The following is a 26,467-nucleotide window of genomic DNA, read 5'->3' on the forward strand; positions in this document are numbered from 1 at the left end:
TTATTCATTGATACGACCACCATAAGCGGGGCGGCCTTCCGCCCGGCTTATTGCACGCCGAAGACACCCACGAAGTTCTTCATGCGCTCAGTCGCCAGCTCCGGCCGATCGAGCACATTTGCCTTATCGGCCAGGCGGAAGATATCCGCGTAATGATTGATGCCGCGTGCCGATTGCATGCCGGCGGGCAGGCTGAAATGGCTCTGATGGCCGTTCAGCCAGGCCAGGAAGACCACGCCCGCCTTGTAATATTGCGTCGGCGCCTCGAAGATCTTGCGCGACAGCGGCACCGTCGGCTCGATCACGGAGCGGAACGTCGTGGTATCGCCCGCAGCCAGCGACGCAAGCGCCTTGGAGGCCGACGGCGCCACGGCGTCGAAAATGCCGAGAAGCGCGTGGCTGTAGCGCTTGCCATCACCCTCGATCAGTTCCGCGTAATTGAAGTCGTCGCCGGTGAAGCACATCACGCCCTCGGGAAGCCGGTCGCGAAGCTGCACTTCCTTGGCGTTGTCGAGCAACGAGATCTTGATGCCTTCGACCTTGCTCCGGTTTTCCTTGATGATATCAAGCGCGCACGCAAGCGCCGGCTCGAAATCAGCACTTCCCCAATAGCCGGCAAGGTTGGGATCGAACATGTCGCCCAGCCAGTGAAGGACGACCTTGTCCTTCGCCTGCGATAGAATACGGCTATAGACCTTGATGTAATCGTCGGGCGATTTGGCGACGCGGGCAAGCGCGCGGCTCGCCATCATGATGGCGCGGCCACCGTTCTTTTCCACGAATTCGATCTGCGTCTCGTAGGCCTTGATCACGTCGTCCAGCGAGCGTGCATCGGCGGCCGCCAGATGGTCCGTACCGGCACCGCAGGCAAGATCGGCGCCCTCGACATGGCGCGCTTCTTCCAGCGAACGGCGAATGAGTTCCTGCGCGCCTGCCCAATCAAGCCCCATCCCGCGCTGCGAGGTGTCCATGGCTTCGGCGATCTTGAAACCCAGGCTCCAGAGATGGCGCCTGAAGGCGATCGTCGTATCCCAGTCGATCGCCGGCTTGCCCCAGGGGTCCAAATCTCGGCGCGGATCGGAGACGACGTGGGCCGCGGCGTAGGCAATCCGATTGAATACCGGTGGCTTGGACGGCCGCTCGATCGGGGTTCCGACAAGGCGATATTCGCGAACGGCACCATCGGCGTCAGGCAGATTCAAGGTCAAGCTCATGGGGTCCTCCTCAAGACGTGGACAATGCAATAATTTGGATCGTTCCAAATTGCAAGCCTGTTTTCGGCATCAAAAGCAAGGCGTCGCTTATCGCTTTAGAGACGTTAGCTAGCGGCAAAACTGAATGTTTTGTGCCATTTTGCACCGCAACAGATGCTTTCCGGTGAATTCGCCCGCAGACATCGACGCGGCTCGATTAACTCCGCTTGACAAAGTTGGAACGTTCCAATTATTAACAGTGAAAATTGGCGCAGACCAAGGGAGGACATTCATGGGCAAGGGACGGGTCACCGTCATCGACATCGCGAAGGCTGCCGGCGTTTCCAAGTCGACAGTTTCGCTGGTGCTGCAAGCCTCGCCCCTGGTGAATGAGAGCACCCGCACGAAGGTCAACGCCGTGATGCGGGAACTTGGCTATGTGTATAATCGCGGCGCGGCGAACCTTCGCCAGGCGAATGCGCGATCGAAGATCATCGGCATCGTCGTCAACGACCTGACCAACAGCTTCTTCGCCGAACTTGCCGTGGGCGTGGACACGGTGGTGCAGTCGGCCGGCTTCGTGCAGTTCCTGTCCAACACCAGCGAAAGCATCGATCGCCAGCGCGAGGTCATCGCCTCGATGCGCGAGCACGGTGTCTCGGGCCTGATCATCTCGCCGGCGCGCGGCACCGAAGCGGTTGATCTGAAGCCGCTTGTCATGGCCGGCATTCCGGTCGTGCTCGTCGTGCGCAACATCCCCGGCGCCAAGGTGTCGTCGCTTGTCTCCGACAATCATGCCGGCACCTTTGCCGCCGTCGAACATCTGGCGGCACTCGGCCACAGCCGTATCGCATTCGTCGGGGGCTTCCCGGACACCGCCGTATTCGACGAGCGCCTGGGCGGCTATCGCGACGCCATGTCCAAAACCGGCACCGGTTTCCAAGAGCAGCTGGTCGTCTCGTCCGCGCCATCGCGCGCCGGCGGCGTCGATGCGCTTGCCCGCGCCATGGCCATGCCCGAGCCGCCGACGGCGGCCGTCTGTTTCAACGATGCGGTGGCCTTCGGGGTCTGTGACGGGCTGAGAGCGCGCCGCATCGAACCCGGCAAGGACTTCGCCGTCGTCGGTTTCGACGACGTGATCGAGGCGAAGACGACGGTGCCGGCACTGACCACGATCTCGGTCGATCCGCAGGGAATCGGCCAACGCGCAGCACAGATGCTGCTGAAGCAGATCAACGCTGGAAAGCCGGAAGCGGAATCGGCCGTGAGCTCGGTGCGCCTGATCGTGCGTGAAAGCTGCGGCGCGGCGATGAACAAGCCTGGGAGGAAAATGGCATGACGGTTCGTTGGGGTCTCATCGGCGCGAGTACGATCGCGCGCGAATGGGTGATCGGAGCAATTCGCGCCACTGGCGGCGAGGTCGTCTCCGTCATGAGCACCAGCCCGGAGCGCGCCCGCTCTTATGCCGCCGAGAACAATATCGGCAAGCATGTCTCCGATCTCGACGCTCTGCTCTCCAACCCCGAGATCGATGCCGTCTATATCTCGACCACAAACGAGTTGCACTGCGCCCAGGCAATCGCCGCCGCGCGCGCGGGCAAGCACATTCTCTGCGAAAAGCCGCTGGCTCTGTCTCTCGAAGATGCCCGCGCGATGGCCAAGGCCGCCGATGAGGCGGGCGTCGTTCTCGCCACCAACCACCATCTGCGCAATGCTTCGACCCACAGGGCGATGCGTGACGCAATCGCGGCCGGCAAGATCGGAAAGCCGCTCTCGGCGCGCGTATTTCACGCCGTCTACCTGCCGCCGCATCTGCAGGGCTGGCGGCTCGACAAGCCGCAGGCCGGCGGCGGCGTCATTCTCGACATCACCGTGCATGACACGGACACGCTGCGCTACGTGCTCGGACGTAACCCGGTCGAGGTAATCGCGTTCTCGCAGGCCGGCGGCATGGGCAAGGAAGGCCTGGAGGACGCCGTGATGGGCGTCATGCGCTTCGAAGACGAGATCATCGCGCAGTTCCACGATGGCTTCACCACGAAATACGCCGAGACCGGTCTGGAGGTTCACGGCACCGAGGGCTCGCTGATCGGCCGCAATGTCATGACCCAGCGGCCGGATGGCACGGTGACCTTGCGGACCGCAGACGGCGAGCAGTCGCTGCCGGTCACCGGCGGCAATCTCTACGAAACCGCGCTCACCGCGTTTCACGCCGCCGTCGCCGGCAACGGCAGGCCGTCGGCAACGGCCAAGGATGGCATCTGGTCGCTGGCGACGGGTCTCGCGGTCGCCCAAGCGGCGCGCACGGGCGCTGCGGTGCCGGTCAAGACAGGACTTTGAGAGAGATGAGCAAGCACATCACCCCATCGCAAGCCGCTGACCTGATCCCCGATGGCGCCGTCGTTTCGGTCTCCTCGTCCAGTGGCCTCGGCTGCCCCGACCTGATGCTGAAAGCCATCGGCGAGCGCTTCGAGGCCACCGGCCATCCGCGCGACATCACCACGCTGCACCCGATCGCGGCTGGCGACATGAGCGGGATCAAGGGCATCGATCACATCGCGCGCAAGGGTCTCCTGAAGCGGATCATCGGTGGCTCCTACCCTTCCGGCCCGTCGACCGCCGAACCGCCGCTGATCTGGCAGATGATATCAGGCAACGAGATTCCGGCCTACAACATTCCCTCCGGCGTGATGTTCGACATGCACCGCGAGGCAGCCGCAAAGCGGCCTGGCGTTCTGACGAAAGTGGGGATGGACACGTTCGTGGACCCGAAGCGTCAGGGCTGCGCGATGAACGCCGCCGCCCAGGAAACGCCCGTGGTCAAGCGTGTCTCCTTCGAGGGAGACGACTGGCTGTTTTTCCCGGCGATCAGGCCCGATGTCACGATCGTCAGGGCGACGACGGCCGACGAGCACGGCAACCTGACCTATGAGCACGAGGGCGCCTATCTCGGCGGGCTCGACCAGGCTCTCGCGGCCCGCAACAATGGCGGCATCGTCATCGCGCAGGTCAAGCGCCTCACCAAGCAGGGCTCGCTGAAGCCGCATGATGTGCGCGTACCGGGCATGCTGGTGGACTACGTCATCGTCGATCCAGAGCAGAAGCAGACGACACAGACGCTCTACGATCCCGCGATTTCAGGCGAAATCTTCCGCCCGCTCGATACGTTCCGTGTGCCCGAATTCAACATTCAGAAGGTGATCGCGCGTCGCGTCGCGCAGGAACTGCAGGCCAATAGCTGCGTCAATCTCGGCTTCGGCATCTCGGCGAATGTGCCGCGTATCCTGATGGAAGAAGGGCAGCACGGGGCCGTCACCTGGGTGATCGAGCAAGGTGCGGTCGGTGGCGTCCCGCTGCTCGACTTCGCCTTCGGCTGCGCCTCAAACGCCGATGCCTACATGCCATCGCCCTACCAGTTCACCTATTTCCAGGGTGGCGGTTTCGACGCGTCGCTCCTGTCCTTCCTCGAGATCGGCCGAGATGGCTCGGTCAATGTCTCCAAGCTCTCCTTCCGTCCGCATGTGACGGCTGGAGCCGGCGGCTTCGTCGATATCACCGCTCGCGCGCGCAAGATCGTCTTCTCCGGCATGTTCAATGCCGGCGCCAAGCTCGGCATCGCCGATGGCAAGCTTGTGATCGAGAAGGAAGGCAAGCTGAAGAAGCTGGTCAACGAGGTCGAGCATGTGACCTTCTCCGGCCGCCGGGCGATCGAACAAGGGCAGGACATCACCTATGTGACCGAGCGCTGCGTAATGAAGCTCACCGCCGACGGGATCGTCCTGACCGAAATCGCACCCGGCATCGACCTGCAGGCACATGTTCTGGATCAGTCGGAGTTCCCGCTCTTGGTCGCCAAGGACCTCAAGGTGATGGACGCCAGGCTGTTTGCAGAAGAGCCGATCGGATTGTCGCTTCCAGTGAAAAGTGCCCGCGTTCTGGAGGGCACCTTCCATGACTAGCGGAACCGTGCGCATCGATATCGACGGCTCTCTCGCCATCATGACCGTATCGCGGCCCGAGAAGCTGAATGCGCTCGACCTCGACATGCTGAAGGCTCTGTCGGAAGCCGCCGACGCGGTGGAAGCCAATCCGGATGTGCATGTCGCCATCCTTACCGGCGAAGGCAAGGCCTTTTCGGCCGGCGGAGACATCAAGGCTTGGGGGCACATGGCGCCGCAGGAGTTCGGGCACGCCTGGGTGCGCTACGGCCATCGCGTCTTCGAGCGTCTCGCCACGCTTCGCGTTCCCCTGATCGCCGCGCTGAACGGACACGCGCTCGGCGGCGGGCTGGAGCTTGCCGGCCTTGCCGACATCAGGATCGCCGAAGAGCAGATCAAGATCGGCCTTCCGGAAACCGGCCTCGGAATGATCCCCGGCTGGTCGGGCACACAGCGTCTCGTCAAGCGGTTCGGCGCGCAGATCGTCCGCCGCATGGCATTGGGCGGCGAGATCTTCACCGCTGAGGAAGCGCGCCAGTGCGGCATGGTCGACATGGTCGTCGCCACGGGCACAGCCCTCGATGCGGCACGAGACTACGCACGCCGCGTCGCGACGCGTGGACCGGCGGCACTCGAGATCACCAAGCTGATGATCGCATCGGCCAATGGCGAGGACAACGGCACGGCGGTCGAGGCGCTCGGCTCGATCCTGGTCGCCAAAACCGGCGACCTCAAGGAAGGCGTTACCGCATTCAGCGAGAAACGCCCGGCACAGTTCAAGGGAGAATGGTAATGACGGTTCTGGTCACCCCGAAGGCGCTCGCCAATCAGACGGTCCGCGACTTCAAGATGCTGATCGACGGCAAATGGATCTCCGGCAATGCCGCGCCGATCGAGCGCGTCGCACCAAGCCACGGCGTCGTTGTCAGCCGCTTTCAGGCCGGTTCCAACGCCGACGCCGAGCGCGCGATTGCAGCCGCGCGCAAGGCGTTCGACACCGGCCCTTGGCCGCGCATGACGGCATCGGAGCGCTCCGCGATCCTGCTCAAGGCCGCCGATCTCATCGCCGCCAGGGCCGATGAGCTTGCCTATCTCGATGCGATCGAGGCCGGCAAGCCGATCAGCCAGGTCAAGGGCGAGATCGCAGGATCGGTCGATATCTGGCGCTATGCCGCGGCGCTCGCGCGCGATCTGCATGGCGAAAGCTACAACACGCTGGGCGACGGCACGCTGGGTGTCGTGCTGCGCGAAGCTATCGGCGTCGTCTCGATCATCACGCCGTGGAACTTCCCATTCCTGATCGTCGGCCAAAAACTGCCCTTCGCGCTCGCGGCAGGCTGCACCTGCGTGGTCAAGCCGTCGGAGCTCACCTCGGGCTCGACCGTCGTGCTCGGTGAAATCCTGCAGGAAGCCGGCGTTCCCGATGGCGTCGTCAACATCGTGACCGGCACGGGCGCCGAGGTCGGCGCGATCATGACGTCGCATCCCGACGTCGATATGGTTTCGTTCACGGGCTCGACCGGCGTTGGTAAGCTGACGATGACCAATGCGGCGCAGACACTGAAGAAGGTCTCGCTGGAGCTCGGCGGCAAGAACCCGCAGATCGTGTTCCCGGATGCGGACCTCGACGCCTTCATCGACGCGGCGGTGTTCGGCGCCTATTTCAACGCCGGCGAATGCTGCAATGCAGGCTCGCGGCTGATCCTGCACAAGTCCATCGCCAGCGATGTCGTGGCGCGCGTGGCGGCGCTCGCCAAGCATGTGAAGGTCGGCGATCCCCTCGACCCGACCACGCAGGTCGGCGCGATCATCACGCCGCAGCATTTCGACAAGATCGCTGGCTACGTCGCGGCCGCAAAGAGCGCCGGCGCCGAAATCGCCCACGGCGGTGAAGCGCTTGATCTGGGCATGGGCCAGTTCATGGCGCCGACCATTCTCTCTCAGGTCACACCGGGGATGACGGTCGCGCGCGAGGAGGTGTTCGGCCCCGTTCTCTCGGTCCTCACCTTCGAGACCACCGAGGAGGCGATCGAGATCGCCAACTCCATCGATTACGGCCTCTCGGCCGGCGTCTGGAGCAAGGATTTCGATACATGCCTGACGATCGGGCGTAGAGTACGCGCGGGAACCGTTTGGATGAACACATTCATGGACGGCGCATCGGAGCTGCCGTTCGGGGGATACAAGCAGTCCGGCCTCGGACGCGAACTCGGCCGCCATGCGGTAGAGGATTACACCGAGACGAAGACGCTCAACATGCATATCGGCAGCCGCACCAACTGGTGGATGCCCAGGAGCTGAGGACCGGCGGGGAGCCGGTCTGCAGAAACCACGCTCGAGGAGGGCGGGGGATACGGAACGAGAATGGGTCTCGTTTCGCGAACTTGAAAACGGGAGGTTTTCAAATGCGCAGATTTCTAACGGCGACCGCCGTGGTCGCATTGGCAGTTGGTGCTGTGGGCGGTTTGGCCCGCGCTGCCGATGTCAAGGAAGTGCAGATGCTGCATTGGTGGACGTCGGGTGGCGAAGCCGCCGCGCTCAACGTGCTGAAGGGCGACCTGGCGAAGGAAGGCTACGCGTGGAAAGACGTGCCCGTCGCCGGCGGCGGTGGCGACGCCGCGATGACCGCGCTGAAGGCGATGGTTGCGGCAGGCACCTACCCGACCGCTTCGCAGATGCTCGGCTACACCGTTCTCGACTACGCGCAAGCCGGTGTGATGGGCGATCTCACCGAAACCGCGAAGAAGGAAGGCTGGGATAAGTCTGTTCCGGCAGCGCTGCAGAAGTTCTCCGTCTATGACGGCAAGTGGGTCGCAGCTCCAGTCAACGTTCACTCCGTCAACTGGCTCTGGATCAACAAGGCCGTGATGGACAAGATCGGCGGCACGCAGCCGAAGACTTTCGAAGACCTCGTTGCCCTGCTCGACAAGGCGAAGGCAGCCGGCGTCACGCCGCTCGCTCTCGGCGGTCAGAACTGGCAGGAAGCCACCATGTTCGACAGCGTCGTGCTCTCGACCGGCGGACCGGAGTTCTACAAGAAGGCCTTCAACGAACTCGATGAGGAGTCGCTGAAGTCCGACACGATGAAGAAGTCCTTCGACAACCTGGCCACGCTGATCAAGTATGTCGATCCGAACTTCTCCGGCCGCGACTGGAACCTTGCGACCGCCATGGTCATCAAGGGTGATGCGCTGGTGCAGGTCATGGGTGACTGGGCGAAGGGCGAATTCGTCGCCGCCAAGAAGACCCCCGACACCGACTTCCTTTGCTACCGCTTCCCGGGCACCGATGGCAGCGTGATCTACAACTCCGACATGTTCGGCATGTTCAATGTTCCCGACGATCGCAAGGCCGCCCAGGTGGCGCTTGCGACGGCAACGCTGTCGAAGAGCTTCCAGTCGGCGTTCAACGTCGTCAAGGGCTCGGTTCCCGCTCGTACCGACGTGCCGGATACCGATTTCGACGCCTGCGGCAAGAAGGGTATCGCCGACCTGAAGGCAGCCAACGAAGGCGGCACGCTGTTCGGCTCGCTGGCACAGGGCTATGGCGCGCCTCCGGCCGTTGCCAACGCCTATAAGGACGTCGTCTCGAAGTTCGTTCACGGCCAGATCAAGACCTCCGACCAGGCCGTCGAGGAACTCGTGAAGGCAATCGACGACGCCAAGTAATCGGCTCCGAGCATGGTCTTCCCCGCCTCGGATGGCGGGGAAGATATCGACTGCCAACGTCACCCTTGGGAGGGGGATGAATGTTATGAGCACTATCGCTACCACCAAACCAGAAGTCACAGCGCAGCGCGGAACCTCGTTTTCCTTGCGCGGCTGGCTACAGGATGCGCTGCCGAAAATCGTGCTCGCGCCGAGCTTCGCCATCACGCTGGTCTTCGTCTACGGCTTCATCCTCTGGACGGTCTATCTGTCCTTCACCAATTCAAAGACCTTTCCGTCCTACGCGCTGACCGGGCCTCGCGCCTATCAACGGCTCTGGCGCTGGACCTTCGAAAGCGATCCGCCGTCGTCCTGGTACACGTCGATCACCAATATGGGGATCTTCGGCTTTCTTTATATCGCGATCTGCCTGGGCCTCGGGCTGCTGCTTGCCATCCTGCTCGACCAGAAGATCCGCGGCGAAGGCATTCTGCGGCCGATCTTCCTCTATCCGATGGCCCTCTCCTTCATCGTGACAGGCGTTGCCTGGAAATGGTTCCTCGATCCGGGCCTCGGGCTGGAACAGACGCTGCATCATTTCGGCTGGACGAGCTTCCACTTCGACTGGATCAAGAACAAGGACTTCGTGATCTACACCGTCGTCATCGCCGGCGTCTGGCAGGCCTCGGGCTTCGTCATGGCGATGTTCCTCGCGGGCCTTCGCGGCATCGACAGCGAGATCATGAAGGCGGCGCAGATCGATGGTGCCTCGACGGTGCAGCTCTACCGCCGCATCATCATTCCGCTTCTGAGACCCGTCTTCCTCTCCGCCTTCATCGTGCTCGCGCACATGGCGATCAAGTCCTACGACCTTGTGGTCGCGCTGACCTCCGGCGGTCCCGGCGGCTCGGCCTGGCTGCCGTCCAACTTCATGTACGAATACACCTTCAAGCGCAACGAAATGGCCGTCGGCTCGGCCAGCGCCGTGATCATGCTGATGACCATCTCGGCGATCATCATTCCCTATCTCTATTCGGAACTGCGGGAGAAATCGCGATGAGCACGGTCACATCGGATGCCTCCAGCATGGCACGCATGCGGATGCTCAACCGCATCGTCATCTACGGCGTACTGGCGATCTTCGCGATCATCTACCTGATGCCGCTTTTCGTCATGCTGGTCACCTCGTTCAAGACCATGGACGAGATCCAGGGCGGCAACATGCTGTCGCTGCCCAGCGCGCCAACGCTGGAGCCCTGGTTCAAGGCCTGGGGCGAGACCTGCGTCGGCCTCACCTGCGCCGGCATCAAGGGCTACTTCTGGAACTCGATCAAGATGGTCGTCCCCGCCGTCGCCATCTCGACCATCCTCGGCGCGTTGAACGGCTACGTGCTCACCAAATGGCGCTTCCCCGGCCATACGCTGGTCTTCGGGCTGATGCTGTTTGCCTGCTTCATTCCGTTCCAGTCGGTGCTGCTGCCGATGGCGACCATTCTCGGTAGCCTCGGCCGCTTCGGCAACATGCTCACCAATGATATCGGCATGTCGCTCGGCTTCGGTAACCCGACCGTCAACCTCGTTATCGTCCACGTCGTCTACGGTCTCGGCTTCACGACGCTGTTCTTCCGCAACTACTACGAGGCGTTTCCGACGGAACTGGTGCGCGCGGCGCAGGTGGATGGTGCAAGCTTCTTCCAGATCTTCCGCCGCATCATGCTGCCGAACTCGCTGCCGATCATCGTCGTGACCGTGATCTACCAGTTCACCAACATCTGGAACGACTTCCTGTTCGCATCCGCCTATGCGGGAACCGGCGAGTCCATGCCGATGACGGTGGCGCTGAACAACGTCGTCAACACCTCGACAGGTGTGGTCGAATACAATGTCAACATGGCCGCCGCGATGATCGCCGCCATGCCCACGCTTCTCGTTTACATCCTCGCCGGCCGCTACTTCGTTCGCGGTCTTATGGCGGGTGCGGTCAAAGGATAATCCCATGGCTTTTCTCGAAATCTCAGGCCTCAGAAAGCGCTTCGGCGCACTGGAAATCCTCAAGGGCATCGATCTTGAGCTGGAAAAGGGCGGCTTCCTGGTGCTGGTCGGTCCGTCCGGCTGCGGCAAGTCCACGCTGCTCAACACCATCGCCGGGCTGGAAGCCATCACCGAGGGCGACATCAGCGTCGATGGCCGCAGCATCTCGGATCTGCATCCATCCAAACGCGACATCGCCATGGTGTTCCAGAGCTACGCGCTCTATCCGAACATGACGGTCGCGGGAAACATCTCCTTCGGCATGGAGATGCGCGGCGTGCCAGCCGACGAGCGCAAGGCCGCGATCGACAAGGTGGCCAAGGTGCTGCAGATCGGCCATCTGCTGGACCGCAAGCCGAGCCAGCTTTCGGGCGGTCAGCGGCAGCGCGTCGCAATGGGCCGCGCGCTGGTGCGCGATCCCAAGCTCTTCCTGTTCGACGAGCCGCTCTCCAACCTCGATGCCAAGCTGCGCGTCGACATGCGCATCGAGATCAAGCGGCTGCACCAGGCGACGGGCAAGACGATCGTCTACGTCACGCACGACCAGATCGAGGCGATGACGCTTGCGACCAAGATCGCCGTGATGAAGGACGGCGAGGTGCAGCAGTTCGGCACGCCAGCCGAGATCTACAACAACCCCGCCAACATGTTCGTCGCCGACTTCATGGGCTCTCCGGCCATGAACCTGCTCTCCGGCACCATCGAACAGGGCGCGACGGGCCTCTCTGTCTCGCTCGCCCGCCCCAGCGGCGAGCCCATCCGCCTGCCGATCGCGCCGGGCCGCGAAGCGCTGCAGGCGCATGCCGGCCGACAGATCGTCTTCGGCATCCGGCCGGAAGCGCTAACCGACCCCGACGGCGCCGACCGCAACGCGCGTACACTTGCGGAAGGCGATTGCCTGATCGACGTCGTCGAGCCGGCCGGGTCCGACACCTTCGCGGTCACGAAACTGGGCGGCAAGGAAGTCGTCGCCCGCCTGCGCGCCGATGCCCGGATTCAGCCCGGCCAGAACGCGCGGCTGGCATTCAACCTCGACAAGGTGGTCTTCTTCGACCCGCAGAGCCAGGCGCGGATCGCGTGATCTGACGGCGGGACAACAATATGAACAGAACACCTGATATCGTCATCATCGGCTCGGGCATCGGTGGCGCGACCGTCGCTGCCGGGTTGGCTGCCACCGGAGCCGAAATCCTTATTCTCGAAGCCGGCGAACGGATCGCCGACCACCCCGTCAACCGCGACCAGCGGGCGATCTTCCAGCGCGGCCATTTCCGCCCGAAGGAAACCTGGTACGAGGCAGACGGTACCGGCTTCAATCCCGGCAACTACTACAATGTCGGCGGTAATTCGAAATTCTTCGGCGCCGTGCTCTCGCGCTACCGCCGCGAGGATTTCGAGGAAATCCATCACCGCGAAGGCGTGTCGCCGGCTTGGCCGTTTCCCTATGAGGAACTGGAGCCGTGGTATGGCCGCGCCGAGAAGCTGTACCGGGTGCGCGGCGCGCTCGGCGATGACCCGACGGAGCCGGCGCATTCGACAGCTTATGATTATCCGCCGGTGCGCGAAGAACCCGCCATCGCCGATGTCAGGGCACGGCTGAAGGCGAAGGGGCTGCACCCCTTCTCGCTCCCCTTGGGTGTCGATATCGACAAATGGCTGGCGAAGGCGCCAACCCCCTGGGATGCGCATCCGAACTCCGACGACGGCAAGATGGACGCGGAAACGGCGGCGCTGGCGCAGGCGCTGCAACACGACAATGTCCGCCTTCAGACCAATTCTCCCGTCATCAAGCTGGAAGCGGATGCGGACGGCCGCATCTCTGGCGTCACCTACCGCAAAGGCGGCGAAACCCGCACGCTTCATCCAAAGCTCGTGATCCTGAGCGCAGGCGCGGTGCAATCAGCGGTGCTGTTATTGCGCTCTGCAAATGACCGGTTTCCCGATGGCCTCGCCAATTCGTCAGGTCAGGTCGGGCGCAACTTCATGAACCACAACTCGTCGGCCGTGATCGGTGTCTCGCCGCGATATCGAAACACCTCGATCTACCAGAAGACCTTCGCCTTCAACGACTTCTATCTGTCCGACGGCAATGGCGGACCGCCGCTTGGCAACGTCCAGCTTCTTGGCCGCATCTCCGGCAAGGTCCTTAAAGGATCGCTGCCGAATGTCCCGGAATGGCTGCTAAATCGGATCACCGGCCATGCGATCGATTTCTACGCGATGAGCGAAGACGTTCCCAATCCGGAAAGCCGGGTCATGGTCGACGGCGACCGCATCGTGTTGAAATGGCAGCGCACCAACTGGGATGCCCACCTTTCGCTCGTCTCCAAGCTCAAGGACATCCTGAAGTCGATCGGCTTTCCGCTGGTGCTCAGCCGGCCCTTCGACAAGCGCACGCCCTCGCACCAGTGCGGAACCATCAGGATCGGCCGCGACCCGGCGTCGGCTCCCCTCGACATCTATTGCCGCGCCTTCGATCACCAGAACCTCTTCGTCGTCGATGCAAGCTTCCTGCCGACCTCGGCGGCCGTCAATCCGGCCTTGACGGTGGCGAGCCAGGCGCTGCGCGTCGCCGACCACATTGCATCAAAGGATTTGAGAGCATGACGACGCATTCGGACAAGCCCGTCGCCGTGGTCACCGGCGGCCGTCGTGGCATCGGGCTCGGCATCGCCGGCGCTCTGGCGAAATCAGGTTTCAATGTCGTGATAACAGGCGTCGGTGCCGTGGAGACCGCGGACGAGACCGTCGCGCAGCTGAAGCAGCACGGTGGCGATGCGATCTACCTGCAGGCAGATATCTCGGCTGTCGAAAAGCACGAGGAAACCATTCACGCGATCTTACAGGCGTTCGGGCGCATCGATTGCCTGGTCAACAATGCTGGCATGGCCGCCGTGGTCCGGGGCGACTTCCTCGGCCTGACGCCTGACAATTTCGACGCGATCATGGCCACGAACCTGCGCGGCACCGTGTTCTTCACCCAGGCGGTGGTGAAAGCGATGCTCGTATCCGGCAACAAGCCGCACCCGCGTTCGATCATCAATATCACCTCGGTATCGGCCGAGGCGAGTTCGCCGGAGCGGCTGGACTATTGCATCAGCAAGGCGGGTCTTGCCGCCTTCTCGCAAGGGCTCGCGCTGCGTCTGGCGGAATCGGGCATTTCCGTCTTCGAACTCCGGCCGGGCATCATCCGCACCGACATGACGGCAGGCGTGACCTCGAAATACGACGCTTTGATCGAAGGCGGGCTCGTGCCGATGAAGCGCTGGGGCGAAGCCGACGATATCGGCCGGATTTGCTTGGCACTCGCCTCGGGCGCCTTCGCCTTTGCAACCGGCACCGTCATCGATGCCGATGGCGGCCTTTCCATTCCCCGCTTGTGACAGGATAGAACCAATGGGCTTTGACTATATCATAACGGGCGCGGGTCCCGCCGGCTGCGTGCTCGCCAGCAGGCTGAGCGAAGATCCAGAGGTCAGCGTGCTGCTTCTGGAAGCTGGTGGCGGCGACTGGAATCCGCTGTTTCATATGCCGGCCGGCTTTGCCAAGATGACCAAGGGTGTGGCCAGCTGGGGATGGGAAACCGTTCCGCAGAAACACATGAAAGGCCGGGTACTGCGCTATACGCAGGCAAAGGTGATCGGCGGCGGCTCGTCGATCAATGCCCAGCTCTACACAAGGGGCAATGCCGCCGACTATGATCTCTGGGCCAGCGAGGATGGCTGCGAGGGCTGGGACTACCGCTCGATCCTGCCTTACTTCAAGCGCGCCGAGGACAACCAGCGCTTCGCCGACGATTACCACGCCTATGGCGGGCCGCTCGGCGTCTCGATGCCCGTCTCTGCGCTGCCGATCTGCGACGCCTATATCCGCGCCGGCCAGGAGCTCGGCATTCCCTACAATCACGACTTCAACGGCAAGCAGCAGGCGGGCGTCGGCTTCTACCAGCTGACCCAGCGCAACCGCCGGCGTTCGTCCGCGTCACTCGCCTATCTCTCGCCCATCAAGGGCCGAAAGAACCTGACCATCCGCACCGGCGCCCGCGTGAGCAGGATCGTGATCGAGGGAACGCGGGCCGTCGGCGTCGAAGTGGTGACGGACAAGGGCTCCGAGGTGATCCGCGCCGAGCGCGAAGTGCTGGTGTCATCAGGCGCGATCGGCTCGCCGAAACTCCTGCTGCAATCCGGCATCGGCCCGGCCGATCATCTGACATCGGTCGGCGTCAAGGTTCAGCACGATCTACCCGGCGTCGGCGGCAACCTGCAGGACCACCTCGACCTCTTCGTCATTTGCGAATGCACCGGCGACCACACCTATGACGGCGTCGCCAAATTGCACCGGACCGTCTGGGCGGGGCTGGAGTACATCCTCTTCCGCACCGGCCCGGTTGCTTCCTCGCTCTTCGAGACGGGCGGCTTCTGGTACGCGGACCCGAATGCGCGTTCTCCCGATATCCAGTTCCACCTCGGCCTCGGCTCCGGCATCGAGGCGGGCGTCGAGCGGCTGAAGAACGCCGGCGTGACGCTGAACTCGGCCTATCTCCACCCACGCTCACGCGGCACCGTCAGGCTCAAATCATCCGATCCGGCGGCAGCGCCGCTGATCGATCCGAATTACTGGTCCGATCCACATGATCGGACGATGTCGCTCGAAGGCCTGAAGATCGCGCGCGAAATCATGCAGCAGGCGGCGCTGAAGTCCTTCGTGCTGGCCGAGCGGCTTCCCGGGCCCAAGGTGATGACCGACGACGAACTCTTCGACTATGGCTGCGCCAACGCCAAGACCGATCACCACCCCGTCGGAACTTGCAAGATGGGCACGGGCGCCGACGCGGTCGTCGGCCTCGATCTCAAGGTGCACGGGCTGGAAGGGCTGCGTGTCTGCGATTCCTCCGTCATGCCGCGCGTTCCCTCTTGCAACACCAACGCGCCGACGATCATGGTGGGAGAGAAGGGCTCGGACATCATTCGCGGCAAGCTGCCGCTCCCCGGCGCCATCTTCGAGCACGAGCGCAATGACACACGGCCGCGCGCAAGGGCGGGCATCCGGTGAAACCGATTACGAAGCGCTGGGCAACCTGACCAGCGCTTCCTTCAGGCCGACGCCGCTGACACCTGTCTTCGTCATGTCGGCGATCAAACCGGCGATGGTCTTCGCCGCCTGCTCCATCGACAGGCCACCCTCGCGCATGTTCGACACGCAGTTGCGCCGGGAATCCGGCGTGCCGACGGATGGCTCGTAGGTGATGTAGGCGCCGAGACTGTCGGCAGCGGAGAGACCCGGCCTCTCGCCGATCAACACAATCGTCATCCGAGCACCGAGAATTTCGCCGACCTCATCGGCAAGCGCCACCCGCGCCTGGCGGGCGACTGTAACCGGGCCGATCGACAAGCCAGCTAAGCGCAACAGGCCCGAGAGTTCGCGCACGAGCGCGACCGCATTGATATCGACCGCACTCGACGAGAGGCCGTCGGCAATGGTGATGACGACGTCGCATCCTTTGGCCTCAGCCGGCAGAGCATCCAGCCGCTCGACCGAGGCGCGCGACAACTTGCGGCCAAGATCCGGCCGGCGCAGGTAGCTGCCGCGATCTTCGGCCATGCTCTCCACCGACACGACATCCAGCCCGAGCGCGTTGAGATCGCTCTCCAGCCTGTTTTCGTCGACGGTCGACCATACCGCTTCGCGGGCCCGTGCGTGATCGAGCAAGAAGGCCAGTTGCGCTTTGGTCGGGGCGCCGGATCCAAAGCGCCCGAGCGCGACGCGCGCATCGGTCATCTCAGTGAGATCGACGGTGGCCGGCTGGTAATCGGCTCTGAGTTCGGTGGCGGTGGATTTAGACAAGAGCGGCCCTCGACAGGTAATCGGTCAGCATCGCCGGCGCACCGGATAGTGCCCCGGCTTCATTGGTCAGTCCGACATCGCGAAGCCACGTCTCGAACTCCGGCGCCGGCGGGCGGCCAAGGGTCTCGCGGCAGAACACGGCGTCGTGGTGAGAGAGTGACTGATAGTTCAGCATGATGTCGTCGGCACCCGGGACGGTGATGACGAAATTGACGTTTGCCGCGCAGAGCAGCGTCAACAGCGTATCCATGTCTTCTTGGTCGGCATCGGCATGGTTGGTGTAGCAGACGTCAACACCCATCGGCAGGCCGAGCAGCTTGCCGCAGAAATGATCCTCGATACCGGCGCGGATGATCTGCTTGCCGTTGAAGAGATATTCCGGACCGATGAAGCCGACCACGGTGTTGACCAAGAGCGGATCGAACTCGCGCGCGACCGCGTAAGCTCTGGTTTCCATCGTCTGCTGATCGACGCCGAAATGGGCGTCGGCCGAGAGCGCTGCCCCTTGCCCGGTTTCGAAATACATCAGATTGGCGCCCGGCATGCCGCGCTTCAGTGATCGCCCGGCATCCTGCGCCTCCTTCAGCAGCGCGAGATCGATGCCGAAGCCTTCATTGGCCTTCTGCGATCCCGCAACCGACTGGAACATCAGATCAACCGGCGCCCGCGCCTCGACCGCACGGATGGCGGTGGTGACGTGGCCGAGACAGCATGTCTGGGTGGGTATGGCGAGCCGCTCGCGGATTTCGTCGAGCAGCGAGACGATCCGCACATAGTCCTCAACACTATCAGTCGCCGGATTGACGCCGATGACGGCGTCGCCGGAGCCCATCAACAGACCATCGATCGCCGAGGCGGCAATGCCGCGGCTGTCGTCGGTCGGATGGTTCGGCTGGTTGCGGGTCGACAAGCGGCCGGTGAGGCCAAGCGTGTTGCGAAAGCGCGTGACGACCTGCCGCTTGGCGGCGACGGCGATCAGATCCTGCAGCCGCATGATTTTTGAAACGGCCGCCAGCATCTCCGGCGTGATGCCATAGGTGATCGCTTCGAGCGTCCGCTGGTCTGTTTCCGGCTTCAGCAACCACTCGCGAAACTCGCCCACCGTGAACGAACTGATCGGCGCGAAGGCTTGCCCGTCGAACTGTCTCGCGATCAGCGCGGAGACCTCGTCACTTTCCGATGGGATAACCTCTTCGGCGAGAAACGCCTTCAGTGGCAGATCGGCAAGCGCCATCTGCGCGGCCAAGCGCTCGACCGGTCCGCTGGCCGCGATGCCGGCGAGCTGATCGCCGGAGCGTTCCGGCGTCGCTTTTGCGAGGAGGTCCTTGAGATCGCGAAAGCTGAAGCGCGTTCGCTCGATCGTCGTGCTGTATGCCATTCCGGGAGTCCTAGCGTTCAAGGGTCTCAGCCCATCCCGATCCGATCGGGCTGGCTGACAGGCGTATTCCTCCCTTGAGCCAGCCGGCGCTCTGCCTTTCGAGGCGATGATCCGGCCTCCCGTGCCGATCACCGCAAGCATGAGCACCATGCCGTGATGCACAGATGACCCCGTCTAGCCGATCACGTCAACATGCTGCGATGGCAGCAGGCTGCAAAATTCGCAATTCAGCTATTCCTAGTCTTGCGAAACGCCAGCGGATTTGGCGATGAGAATGAAGCGCCGATAGACCAGCGTCCTGAGCTTGTTGCGCAGGTTGGCGCCACGCCGCTGCGCCTTCGCGATCGGTCCATGCGACGAGATCTCGAAGCTCACGAAACCGGCCTGCTTCAATTGTGGAATGAGATCATCCGTCCGCAGCCCGGCGCCGAAGGGGAGTTCAGCCATGATCGTCGAATGACGCTCGCTCATCGCGCCGTCATAATGCCGGTCCGCGCCGCAGAAGCGATCGATCTGCCGGATAATCCATGCCGCCGCGCGTCCAAGGCGCGTTGGCTTTGCCCAATCGCCGTCGAAGACCAGAAGCGTGCCACCCGGCTTCAAGACCCGATGCCACTCGCCGAATGCCTTTGCGGGATCTGTCAGCGTCCAGACCAGATGCCGGCAGATGATCGCGTCGTAGCAGCCATCCGGCTCCATCGGATTTTCGGCATCGGCGAGCACGAAGCGCAGCCGTTCCTTGCCGGCGTGCTTGGCTTTCGCGATGGACAGCATGGCCTCGGAGAAATCCAGCGCGGTCACATCGTGGCCGAGATCGTGGATCACCGCCGTGACCTCGCCGGTGCCGCAGGCAAGTTCGAGGACACGCAACGGCTTGGTCCCCAGATGGTCGCGCATCGGCTGCTGCCAGGCGTCGAACTCCGGGCCACGCGGTATCCTGTGGCCGAAGGCAAGATCGAAAGTCTGCGAGCGCTTGGACCAATAGTCCCTGATCTCTTCCTTCAAATCGAAATTGGTTTGTCTGATGGACATCGGACCTCAAGAAATACAGCCAAGAAAATGGATATGCTGCCGACCATGATGCGGCGAGCGCTCGATATGGGCGCGCACCCCGAACACGTCGGCGATCAAGTCTTCGGTCAATACCTCGTCCGCCGGTCCGACCGCAACAAGCCGACCCTGGCTAAGCACAGCAATCCTGTCGCAAAACATGGCGGCGAGGTTCAGATCATGCAGCGCGACGATGCTTGTGACCGGCAGCTTGGCAACCAGCGACAGGATTTCGAGCTGATGCTGGATGTCGAGATGATTGGTCGGTTCGTCGAGCAGAAGCTCGGTCGGCGTCTGCGCCAGTGCGCGCGCGATATGCACACGTTGGCGCTCGCCGCCAGACAGCGTATGCCAGAGCTGCCGCGCCTTCTCGACCATGCCCACCTGCCGCAGAGCATTCTCGACCGCCTCCTCGTCATTGGCGCTCCACGGCGCCAGCGGACCACGATGCGGCGTGCGCCCGAGACGGACGACCTCGGTCACCGTCACCTGTGTCTCCGTCGTGGCCTGCTGCTCGACAAAGGCAACGCGCCTCGCGATATCGCGGCGCGCCAGCGTATCGATACCGGTATCGCCGAGGGCGATGACGCCGCTCTTGACCTTGCGCAACCCGCCGATCAACCGCAGCAGGCTGGATTTTCCCGAACCGTTCGGCCCGATGAGACCGAGCGTCTGGCCGGTAGGGACCTCAAGGCTCACGCCCTTGACGACAAGCACGCCTGATGTTGCCCAATGCACGTCGCTGATGGAAATGCTCATGCTGGCCGCCTCGCCTTGTAGAGAATGAGCGCGAATGCCGGCGCGCCGAAGAGCGCGGTGACGACGCCGATCGGCAACACCTGCTGCGGAATGATGACGCGTGAGACGATATCGGCGATCACCATGAAGATCGCTCCGGATATCGCCGTTGCCGGCAACAGGCGCCCATGCCCCGGCCCGACCACGAAACGCGCCGCATGCGGAATGACCAGCCCGACGAAGCCGATCGAGCCAACGATGCAGACCATCGTCGCCGTAAGCAGCGCCGTGAGTGCGAGCAGCACGATCCGGATGCCAGCGACAGGAATGCCGAGCGCTGCCGCAGCGTCGGTGCCGAAGGTGAAGGCGTCGAGCGCACGGGCATAGAGCATGCAGACGAGAAAGCCGGCGATCGCAACAGGAGCGGCGAGATAGACATCCGGCCAGCGCACACCGGACAGGCTGCCGAGAAGCCAGAACATGACGCCGCGCGCCTGCTCGGCATTGGCCGATGTGGTGACGATATAGGATGTCAGCGCGTTGAAGAGCTGCGAGCCAGCGACACCGGCGAGAATGATACGGTCCGTCCCGCCGCCGGAGCCTGCCGCCAGCAACGACACCAGCAGGAACGCCGCGACTGCGCCGACGAAAGCGCCGGCCGAAAGCGTCAACACGCCATAGCCGAAGCCGAGGATCATGACCGCGACGGCCCCAGTTGACGCGCCGGCCGAGATGCCGAGCACATAGGGCTCGGCCAGCGGATTGCGCAGCAGCGCCTGCAGCACCGCGCCGCATAGCGCAAGAGCGGCTCCGGCGCTGGCTGCCACAAGCGCGCGGCTCAGGCGATAATCCCAGATGATGCCTTCATGGATGCGGCTGAGTTCAAAGCCGGTGCCGAAGACACGGTTCGCCACGGCCTTGGCGGTCGTGCCGACAGGAATGGAGATCTCGCCGATGGACACGGCGAGACTGATGACAAAGCCCAATGCCACGATGGCAAGGACGAAGAGCGCGACCAGCGTTCTCCATCCCCGGTGGGCAATCGACGCGTGCCTCACTTGGAAAGACCGAAGGACTTGATGCCGACGGCGAGGCGTTCCAGGCCATCGATGGTGCGGATCGTCGGGTTCATCGACTGCGCATCCATCTCGACGAAGTGCCTGTTCTTGACGGCATCGAGCTGGCTGGTGACAGGGTCCTTTTCAAGGAAATCGATCTTCACCTTCGGATCGTCGGCTGCATAGCGGCGGCGGTCCATGGTGGCGATGACGATGACCGCAGGATTGGCCTGCGCGATGGTTTCCCATCCGACCAGCGGCCACTCTTCCTCGGTGCTGACGACGTTGCGGGCGCCGAGCGTTTTCAAAATATAGGCCGGAGCGCTGTTCTTGCCGGCGATAAAGGCATCGCCCTGCACTTCCTTGCTGGAAAACCAGAAGGCGACAGGCAGATCCTTAGCCGACCCGCCAAGCGATGCCACGGCATCCGCTTCGCGCTTCTTCAAGTCGGCGATCAGGGCCGCGCCGCGATCCTGGATGTCGTAGATTTCCGCCAGTTCGGCGATCTCCTGGTAGATCAGCTCCATGGTGAAGAGCTCGCTACGCACCCCGTCGCCACCATCGGTATTGACCTTCGCGACGCAATCGGCCGGCGAAACATAGGTCTTGATGCCGAGCCCGGCGAACTGCTCGCGCTTGCCGACCGACCCTTGCGTGCCGACATGCCACTCGAACTCGGCCGCAACCAGATCCGGCTCCTGACCGACGACGGATTCAAAGCTCGGATCATTGTCGGCCAGCCGCTTGATCTTCTGGTTGACCTCGGCATAGGCGGGCAGCACCGGCCCGACCCAGACCGCCGTGCCGACGATCTTGTCGGCGAGGCCGAGCGAATAGAGAATTTCGGTCATGCCCTGACCGATCGACACCGTCTTCTTCGGCGCGCTGTCGAATGTCACCTGCTGGCCGCAATTGGTGATCGTCAGCGGATAGGTCGTTGCCGCGGCGTGGGCAGAGGGTAGAAAGGTGGTGAAAGCGCAAGCCGTCGCGATCGAAAGCAGCGCGGTTCGCAGGATGATGCGGTTCATATTGGTCCTCATGTATGGCTGAAGCCCGCAGCCGACTGGCCGTGGCTGTGAAACTCGAAGCGGGACCGCCACGGATGATGCAGGACGAAACAGCAAAGCGCTCGCCTGACATCATGCGGCGGCGAAAGCTATCGCGGAATCACGGCCATGAGATTGCGGAGGGGAATAAAGCGGGACCGCGCCAGCGGCTGACGTCAAAAACCATCATATGATGCTCCTCTCCGGACAACCCCGTCCGGGATGGTGGACACTGTTTTGACGGCAGGTCTCCTGGCTTGCGAATATGCGCCTAACATCTGCCTTCCCACGAAGAGCTTCGCAGTGGCATGGCGTTCGAGACGAACACCACAAGGACATCAGGCAATCCGCTTACAGTTGCGGGGGCAGCCACGGTCTTGGCCCCATTCGGGTCATCCGCACCGTGTTCCCTATTAATCCCGTCGGAAGTCATCCCTTCGGGAACCATCGAGGCTGACTTAGGCGATCCGGCGTCAAGACGTCAAGACGTCAAGACGTGACGAGCCGACATTTGGCGCGTCTAGGGATTGGCTCGGAGATAGCCGATCAGGTCGCTGATCTCCGACGTCGTCCAGAGGCCGCCGAAGCTCATCTTCGTTCCCGGCACTTTCTTCTTGGGGCTGGACAGAAATTCCGAGAGCGCCGCCTCATCCCAGACAAGCCCACCCGCGCCGGCTGTCTTCATCGCGTCGGAATATCTGTAGTCGGGCAAGCTTCCGGCTGGGCGACCAACGACGCTCTTCAGATGCGGGCCGAAGCCGTTGCGTTCGGAATCGACCGTGTGACAGGCGACGCACAGCCTGAACACCCGCCTCCCGTGCTCGATGTCCTCGGCGGATGCCGCGGATGTCATGACGAGCAGGCTGGCGATCGAACAGATCGACGAAAGGATTGAGCGCTTTTTCATATGTCGATGGCCTGTCGTGTTGGTTGCCAAATGCATGGTGCCGTTTTTACGTCGCGCGATCCGCGAACGACACTGCTTACCCAACAAAGCACATATGCGCCCAGACCGGACTGGTGCGACATGGGAGCACAGCTCCCATGTCGCCTGGTACCTTTACTGCGCGGTCTTGATCTTGGTGACCTCTTCGGCGCTCAATTCGCCGACCGTCGTCACCTCGCCATTGCTGATCTTCCACAGGCGGAAGGGACCGGTGATGTCGCCATACGTGTCGAAGCTGACAGGGCCGATGACACCTTCATACTTCACCGGCTTGCCTTCCTTGATGAGCTGCAGCGCCTTGGCGAACTCTTCCTTGCCGGCATGGATAGGCGTGCCACCCGCGGCGACAACTTCCGGCATGGCTGCCTTGATGGCTGCCGCATCGGCCTTGCCGGCCTTGGCGATCGCCAGCGCCACGATTGCACCGGCGTCATAAGAGCGGTCGGCGGCCGGGGCCGAAGGCGAGATGCCGCCGGAGAAGGCCTCGTAATTGCCGTTGAAATACTCAGTCGACGCCGTCGGGCTGGTGCCCGAGGAGGTGCCGTAGGCGTTTTCCAGATACTGCGCGCCGACGCTCTCGATGAAGTCCTTGGAGTTCATACCGTCGTTCAACAGGAAGGTCTGCTTGCCACCGCCGGAAACCCAGGCGCGGGCGATGGTCGCGCCATCGACGGGGGTGCTGACGAGATAGAGCGCATCGGGATCGCCAGCCATGGCGGCGCTGGCCTCGGACGCGTAGCTCGACTGCTTCTCGTTATAGGGCGTCGTCGAGGTGATCGTGCCGCCGAGCTTCTGGTAGGCGGTCGCGAACTCCTTGACCATGTTGACGCCGAAGTCGTTGTTGACGTTGATGATCGCGATCTTCTTCAGGCCCTGATCCATCGCGAACTTCGCGGCCGCCGTGCCCTGCAGCGCATCGGACGTGATGGTGCGGAAGAAGACGCCGTTGGTCTTGCCGCTGCGGCCAAGCTCGGTCAGTGTTGGCGAAGAGGATGCTGGCGAGACCTGCACGACGCCGGCCGGTGCCGTCACCGAAGTCAGAATCGGGATCGATACCGACGAGATGATGCCGCCGATGATGACCGGCACCTTCTTGATGTTGACGAGCTGCGTCGCCTGATCGACGGCGACGTTGCCCTGGCTCTGGCTGTCGCGCGTATCGGCAACGATCTTGCAACCATTGACGCCACCGGCGTCGTTGATATCGCGGAAGGCCATCTCGACGGACTTCGCGCCCGCCTGGCCATATTCACCGGCAGGGCCGGTCAGTTCCATGACGAGGCCGACGGTGATGTCGCAATCGGCAGCAAACGTCGGCGCCGTCGATGCAGCAAGCGCAGCAACCATGGCGGAAAGCAGGAATGTCGTTCTCATTTTTGTTCCCCTTTGTTGAGATTGTACTTCATGATGCTGCCGTGGCGGCCTTCCCTGTCCCGCTCCAGCGTATAGACGTCGCCGTCGAGCGGCTTTGATTGCGCAAGGATCGCATCGATCTCGGCTCTATCCGTTTCGCTGAGCGCGATATCGGCGATGGCGAGATTGGACTTCAGATGCTCCCTGTTGCGGGCGCCGACGATGACGGCCGCGACGCCTGGCTTGGTCAGCATGGCGGCGCTGGCGATGGTGGCGATATCGGTGTCGTGCCGATCGGCGATCCCGCGCAGCGTCGATAGCAGCGCCTGGAACAGGTCCCAGCCGCCGAAATCATCGATGATCAGCTTGTATTTCGTCAGCGAGCGGTTTTCGAGCGGATGCTCCGGCTCCTTCTGGCCAAGCCAGCGGTCGCCGAGGAAGCCGCCGGCCACGGTGCCGTAGCAGAACAGCGCGAAGTTCTTCTCCTGAGCAAGCGCCACCATGCGCTTTTCCGGGCGCCGGTCGAGAAGCGAATATTGCTGCTGCAGCGAGGTGAAAGGCACGCCGGAGCCGATGATCGCCTCGATATGATCCGTGTCGAAATTGGTGCCGCTGATCTTGCCGATCTTGCCGGCCTCATGCAGTTCTTTCAACCAGCCCGCCGTCTCCAGCCAGCCCTCGATATCATAGGCCCACCAGTGGAACTGCACGAGATCGAGGCAATCGAGGTTGAGCCGCTTGCGTGAAGTATCGATGACGCTTTCGACATAAGCCTTGCTGATGTTTGGCAGCACCGTCAGATCGGGCACGAACTTGGTGTGGACGCGGATGCGCGACAGCGCCTCGGCGCCGCGCAGGTTCCTATAGGCGACGCGGAAACGGCCGATCAGCTCTTCGACACCGGTATAGATGTCGGCGCAGTCGAAGGTGGTGATACCGGCATCCGCGAATGCGATCATGTCCTCGACGGCGCTGTCGCCATCGATCGCGCCGTGCCCACCGGCCAACTGCCAGCCGCCGCGGATGACGCGGGAGATTTCGTAACCGGGGGCGATGGTGATGCGCTGCATATCTTTCGGCCTATTCGTCATTCAAAGGAACCGCCGTGGTGGCGGCATGGCTGAAACGGCGGATACCCGTGCGGGTGATCCTCAGCCGTGTCGAGCAATTCGGGTCCGGGCAAGCGATGTCGGCATCCGTCGTCATCCAGTCGTTGCGATCCGTCGGGCGCTGCTTGGCCGCGAGCAGCGGCAGCACGGAGGAGAGCGAGTAGATCGAGATCCCCTGCCCCTCCGGCAAATGCAGCATCTCGCCCTTGAGTTCGAAATGATCGCCCGGCCTGGCGCCGCAATAGACGGCACCGCCCTCTGGAATGATCACGTCGACCCTCAGATCGAACAGGTCGAAGCCGTCGTCGATGGGTTCAGCCATGGTGGTCTCCCGATGCATTGCCGTCAGGTTCGACATCCAGCCGCCCGCGGATGAGATCGAAGGAGCGGCTGATGTCGTTGGACAGCGATTGCATCGCGGCCTCGACATCGCGCTTTTCCAACGCATCGATCAGCGCCCAATGATGATTGGTGGCGGCAAGTCCGCCCTGTTCGTCGTGAATATGCGCGGCCTTGCGAATGATCGCGCCTGATTGGAGCCACAGGCTCTCGACGATCGGGATCAGCACCTGCGAGCGCGCCGCATGATAGATGTGGAAATGGAATTGCTGGTTCAGCGCCGAGGTGACATGGCCGATATCCTTGCCATGCTGCTCGAAAGCGAGATCGCAATCGACATTGATCTGCTTCAGCACGGCAAAGTCGTCATCCGTCAGATTGGGCAGCGCCAGCGCAACCATCTGGCCCTCGATCAGGATGCGGGCGCGGGCCAGATCGTCGAGACGGTCGCGGGTGATCAGCGGCACGCGCACCGAGCGATTGGGCAGCGATTCCAGCGCCTGTTCGGACACGAGACGGCCAAGCGCCTCGCGCACCGGCATGGTGCTGGTCTGAAGCCGCTCGGCCAGATCGACGATGCGCAGCACGTCGCCGGCATCGAACATGCCGTTGATCAGGGAATTGCGCAGCTGCGCGTAGACGCGGTCCTGCAGCGTCTCGCGCCCGACCGGCGACAGCGCGTCGTCGCGATCGGCCGGCTTGCTCGCATAGGCGCCAGCAGAGGGGACTACCATCGAGCCTGCTCCGTGGAACGCTGCTTTTTTCGGTTGCTTTTCACCATGGGGTGAAGTTTGATC

The 26,467-nt window shown here is 62.8% G+C and carries 24 protein-coding genes and 1 riboswitch; of the genes, 12 read left to right on the forward strand and 12 right to left on the reverse strand.

The features are described from left to right. Positions 1–47: 47 nt before the first annotated feature. The gene (locus tag ACCD05_RS04085; RefSeq protein WP_112436575.1) at positions 48–1,214 is read right to left on the reverse strand and encodes a dihydrodipicolinate synthase family protein; all 1,167 of its coding nucleotides are present in this window, start codon (positions 1,212–1,214) and stop codon (positions 48–50) included. A 271-nt stretch (positions 1,215–1,485) separates the two neighbouring features. On the opposite strand from ACCD05_RS04085, the gene ACCD05_RS04090 reads away from it, so the two are divergent. The 12 genes from ACCD05_RS04090 (at position 1,486) to ACCD05_RS04145 (ending at position 15,861) form a co-directional block, all read left to right on the forward strand. Next, complete coding sequence (locus ACCD05_RS04090) at positions 1,486–2,532, forward strand: LacI family DNA-binding transcriptional regulator (RefSeq protein ID WP_112436576.1); 1,047 nt, start codon at positions 1,486–1,488, stop codon at positions 2,530–2,532. Next, positions 2,529–3,533 (forward strand): Gfo/Idh/MocA family protein, encoded by a 1,005-nt coding sequence (locus ACCD05_RS04095; protein ID WP_112436577.1) that lies wholly within the window; start codon positions 2,529–2,531, stop codon positions 3,531–3,533. The genes ACCD05_RS04090 and ACCD05_RS04095 overlap by 4 nt, the downstream gene beginning before the upstream one ends. A gap of 5 nt (positions 3,534–3,538) precedes the next feature. Then, positions 3,539–5,152, forward strand: a complete 1,614-nt coding sequence (locus ACCD05_RS04100) for an acyl CoA:acetate/3-ketoacid CoA transferase (RefSeq protein WP_112436578.1) — start codon at positions 3,539–3,541, stop codon at positions 5,150–5,152. Further along, on the forward strand, positions 5,145–5,924 hold the full coding sequence (locus ACCD05_RS04105) for an enoyl-CoA hydratase/isomerase family protein (RefSeq protein WP_112436579.1): 780 nt from the start codon (positions 5,145–5,147) through the stop codon (positions 5,922–5,924). Before ACCD05_RS04100 ends, ACCD05_RS04105 begins: the two co-directional genes overlap by 8 nt. After that, the gene (locus tag ACCD05_RS04110; RefSeq protein ID WP_112436580.1) at positions 5,924–7,432 is read left to right on the forward strand and encodes an aldehyde dehydrogenase family protein; all 1,509 of its coding nucleotides are present in this window, start codon (positions 5,924–5,926) and stop codon (positions 7,430–7,432) included. The genes ACCD05_RS04105 and ACCD05_RS04110 overlap by 1 nt, the downstream gene beginning before the upstream one ends. A gap of 104 nt (positions 7,433–7,536) precedes the next feature. Beyond that, the gene (locus ACCD05_RS04115; protein ID WP_018896757.1) at positions 7,537–8,799 is read left to right on the forward strand and encodes an ABC transporter substrate-binding protein; all 1,263 of its coding nucleotides are present in this window, start codon (positions 7,537–7,539) and stop codon (positions 8,797–8,799) included. A gap of 85 nt (positions 8,800–8,884) precedes the next feature. Continuing rightward, positions 8,885–9,838, forward strand: a complete 954-nt coding sequence (locus ACCD05_RS04120) for a carbohydrate ABC transporter permease (protein ID WP_112436635.1) — start codon at positions 8,885–8,887, stop codon at positions 9,836–9,838. Beyond that, entirely contained in the window at positions 9,835–10,770 is a 936-nt protein-coding gene (locus tag ACCD05_RS04125; RefSeq protein WP_112436581.1) for a carbohydrate ABC transporter permease, read from the forward strand. Before ACCD05_RS04120 ends, ACCD05_RS04125 begins: the two co-directional genes overlap by 4 nt. Before the next feature lie 4 nt (positions 10,771–10,774). Then, positions 10,775–11,890 (forward strand): ABC transporter ATP-binding protein, encoded by a 1,116-nt coding sequence (locus ACCD05_RS04130; protein ID WP_112436582.1) that lies wholly within the window; start codon positions 10,775–10,777, stop codon positions 11,888–11,890. Positions 11,891–11,910: 20 nt separating this feature from the next. After that, on the forward strand, positions 11,911–13,416 hold the full coding sequence (locus ACCD05_RS04135) for a GMC family oxidoreductase (RefSeq protein ID WP_112436583.1): 1,506 nt from the start codon (positions 11,911–11,913) through the stop codon (positions 13,414–13,416). After that, positions 13,413–14,192, forward strand: coding sequence for a 3-ketoacyl-ACP reductase (locus ACCD05_RS04140; RefSeq protein WP_112436584.1), 780 nt, complete (start codon positions 13,413–13,415; stop codon positions 14,190–14,192). Before ACCD05_RS04135 ends, ACCD05_RS04140 begins: the two co-directional genes overlap by 4 nt. Positions 14,193–14,205: 13 nt before the next feature. Further along, positions 14,206–15,861, forward strand: a complete 1,656-nt coding sequence (locus ACCD05_RS04145) for a GMC family oxidoreductase N-terminal domain-containing protein (protein WP_112436585.1) — start codon at positions 14,206–14,208, stop codon at positions 15,859–15,861. A gap of 6 nt (positions 15,862–15,867) precedes the next feature. Here ACCD05_RS04145 and eutC read toward each other — a convergent pair whose 3' ends face one another. The 11 genes from eutC to ACCD05_RS04200 all read right to left on the reverse strand — a co-directional run bounded on the left by eutC (position 15,868) and on the right by ACCD05_RS04200 (position 26,404). After that, positions 15,868–16,653: an ethanolamine ammonia-lyase subunit EutC gene (gene eutC, locus ACCD05_RS04150; RefSeq protein WP_112436586.1), complete on the reverse strand. Its 786-nt coding sequence runs from the start codon at positions 16,651–16,653 to the stop codon at positions 15,868–15,870. Beyond that, positions 16,646–18,031: an ethanolamine ammonia-lyase subunit EutB gene (locus tag ACCD05_RS04155; protein WP_112436587.1), complete on the reverse strand. Its 1,386-nt coding sequence runs from the start codon at positions 18,029–18,031 to the stop codon at positions 16,646–16,648. The genes eutC and ACCD05_RS04155 overlap by 8 nt, the downstream gene beginning before the upstream one ends. A gap of 237 nt (positions 18,032–18,268) precedes the next feature. Next, complete coding sequence (locus tag ACCD05_RS04160; protein ID WP_413391242.1) at positions 18,269–19,057, reverse strand: class I SAM-dependent methyltransferase; 789 nt, start codon at positions 19,055–19,057, stop codon at positions 18,269–18,271. 12 nt (positions 19,058–19,069) lie between these two features. Then, entirely contained in the window at positions 19,070–19,840 is a 771-nt protein-coding gene (locus tag ACCD05_RS04165; protein WP_112436589.1) for an ABC transporter ATP-binding protein, read from the reverse strand. Continuing rightward, positions 19,837–20,877, reverse strand: a complete 1,041-nt coding sequence (locus ACCD05_RS04170) for an iron ABC transporter permease (RefSeq protein ID WP_112436590.1) — start codon at positions 20,875–20,877, stop codon at positions 19,837–19,839. Before ACCD05_RS04170 ends, ACCD05_RS04165 begins: the two co-directional genes overlap by 4 nt. Further along, on the reverse strand, positions 20,874–21,905 hold the full coding sequence (locus ACCD05_RS04175; RefSeq protein ID WP_112436591.1) for an ABC transporter substrate-binding protein: 1,032 nt from the start codon (positions 21,903–21,905) through the stop codon (positions 20,874–20,876). The genes ACCD05_RS04170 and ACCD05_RS04175 overlap by 4 nt, the downstream gene beginning before the upstream one ends. Positions 21,906–22,147: 242 nt before the next feature. Then, positions 22,148–22,387, reverse strand: a riboswitch (cobalamin riboswitch). 56 nt (positions 22,388–22,443) lie between these two features. Next, the gene (locus ACCD05_RS04180; protein WP_112436592.1) at positions 22,444–22,830 is read right to left on the reverse strand and encodes a c-type cytochrome; all 387 of its coding nucleotides are present in this window, start codon (positions 22,828–22,830) and stop codon (positions 22,444–22,446) included. 153 nt (positions 22,831–22,983) lie between these two features. Continuing rightward, positions 22,984–24,216, reverse strand: coding sequence for an ABC transporter substrate-binding protein (locus ACCD05_RS04185; RefSeq protein WP_402930295.1), 1,233 nt, complete (start codon positions 24,214–24,216; stop codon positions 22,984–22,986). A gap of 23 nt (positions 24,217–24,239) precedes the next feature. After that, on the reverse strand, positions 24,240–25,292 hold the full coding sequence (locus tag ACCD05_RS04190) for an aldo/keto reductase (RefSeq protein ID WP_112436594.1): 1,053 nt from the start codon (positions 25,290–25,292) through the stop codon (positions 24,240–24,242). Positions 25,293–25,302: 10 nt separating this feature from the next. Further along, on the reverse strand, positions 25,303–25,653 hold the full coding sequence (locus ACCD05_RS04195) for a TIGR04076 family protein (protein ID WP_018896740.1): 351 nt from the start codon (positions 25,651–25,653) through the stop codon (positions 25,303–25,305). After that, positions 25,646–26,404 carry a GntR family transcriptional regulator gene (locus tag ACCD05_RS04200; RefSeq protein ID WP_112436595.1) on the reverse strand — a complete coding sequence of 253 codons (759 nt, stop codon included), beginning with the start codon at positions 26,402–26,404 and terminating at the stop codon, positions 25,646–25,648. The genes ACCD05_RS04195 and ACCD05_RS04200 overlap by 8 nt, the downstream gene beginning before the upstream one ends. Positions 26,405–26,467 lie beyond the last annotated feature (63 nt).

This window comes from Rhizobium sp. Rhizsp42 (genome assembly GCF_047304155.1).
GTDB lineage: Bacteria > Pseudomonadota > Alphaproteobacteria > Rhizobiales > Rhizobiaceae > Rhizobium.

Excerpts from the sequence above, each read along its gene's own strand:
- ACCD05_RS04085 (WP_112436575.1), bottom strand. The coding sequence starts at position 1,214 with ATGAGCTTGACCTTGAATCTGCCTGACGCCGATGGTGCCGTTCGCGAA.
- ACCD05_RS04090 (WP_112436576.1), top strand. The coding sequence starts at position 1,486 with ATGGGCAAGGGACGGGTCACCGTCATCGACATCGCGAAGGCTGCCGGC.
- ACCD05_RS04095 (WP_112436577.1), top strand. The coding sequence starts at position 2,529 with ATGACGGTTCGTTGGGGTCTCATCGGCGCGAGTACGATCGCGCGCGAA.
- ACCD05_RS04100 (WP_112436578.1), top strand. The coding sequence starts at position 3,539 with ATGAGCAAGCACATCACCCCATCGCAAGCCGCTGACCTGATCCCCGAT.
- ACCD05_RS04105 (WP_112436579.1), top strand. The coding sequence starts at position 5,145 with ATGACTAGCGGAACCGTGCGCATCGATATCGACGGCTCTCTCGCCATC.
- ACCD05_RS04110 (WP_112436580.1), top strand. The coding sequence starts at position 5,924 with ATGACGGTTCTGGTCACCCCGAAGGCGCTCGCCAATCAGACGGTCCGC.
- ACCD05_RS04115 (WP_018896757.1), top strand. The coding sequence starts at position 7,537 with ATGCGCAGATTTCTAACGGCGACCGCCGTGGTCGCATTGGCAGTTGGT.
- ACCD05_RS04120 (WP_112436635.1), top strand. The coding sequence starts at position 8,885 with ATGAGCACTATCGCTACCACCAAACCAGAAGTCACAGCGCAGCGCGGA.
- ACCD05_RS04125 (WP_112436581.1), top strand. The coding sequence starts at position 9,835 with ATGAGCACGGTCACATCGGATGCCTCCAGCATGGCACGCATGCGGATG.
- ACCD05_RS04130 (WP_112436582.1), top strand. The coding sequence starts at position 10,775 with ATGGCTTTTCTCGAAATCTCAGGCCTCAGAAAGCGCTTCGGCGCACTG.
- ACCD05_RS04135 (WP_112436583.1), top strand. The coding sequence starts at position 11,911 with ATGAACAGAACACCTGATATCGTCATCATCGGCTCGGGCATCGGTGGC.
- ACCD05_RS04140 (WP_112436584.1), top strand. The coding sequence starts at position 13,413 with ATGACGACGCATTCGGACAAGCCCGTCGCCGTGGTCACCGGCGGCCGT.
- ACCD05_RS04145 (WP_112436585.1), top strand. The coding sequence starts at position 14,206 with ATGGGCTTTGACTATATCATAACGGGCGCGGGTCCCGCCGGCTGCGTG.
- ACCD05_RS04155 (WP_112436587.1), bottom strand. The coding sequence starts at position 18,031 with ATGGCATACAGCACGACGATCGAGCGAACGCGCTTCAGCTTTCGCGAT.
- ACCD05_RS04165 (WP_112436589.1), bottom strand. The coding sequence starts at position 19,840 with ATGAGCATTTCCATCAGCGACGTGCATTGGGCAACATCAGGCGTGCTT.
- ACCD05_RS04175 (WP_112436591.1), bottom strand. The coding sequence starts at position 21,905 with ATGAACCGCATCATCCTGCGAACCGCGCTGCTTTCGATCGCGACGGCT.
- ACCD05_RS04180 (WP_112436592.1), bottom strand. The coding sequence starts at position 22,830 with ATGAAAAAGCGCTCAATCCTTTCGTCGATCTGTTCGATCGCCAGCCTG.
- ACCD05_RS04185 (WP_402930295.1), bottom strand. The coding sequence starts at position 24,216 with ATGGTTGCTGCGCTTGCTGCATCGACGGCGCCGACGTTTGCTGCCGAT.
- ACCD05_RS04190 (WP_112436594.1), bottom strand. The coding sequence starts at position 25,292 with ATGCAGCGCATCACCATCGCCCCCGGTTACGAAATCTCCCGCGTCATC.
- ACCD05_RS04195 (WP_018896740.1), bottom strand. The coding sequence starts at position 25,653 with ATGGCTGAACCCATCGACGACGGCTTCGACCTGTTCGATCTGAGGGTC.
- ACCD05_RS04200 (WP_112436595.1), bottom strand. The coding sequence starts at position 26,404 with ATGGTAGTCCCCTCTGCTGGCGCCTATGCGAGCAAGCCGGCCGATCGC.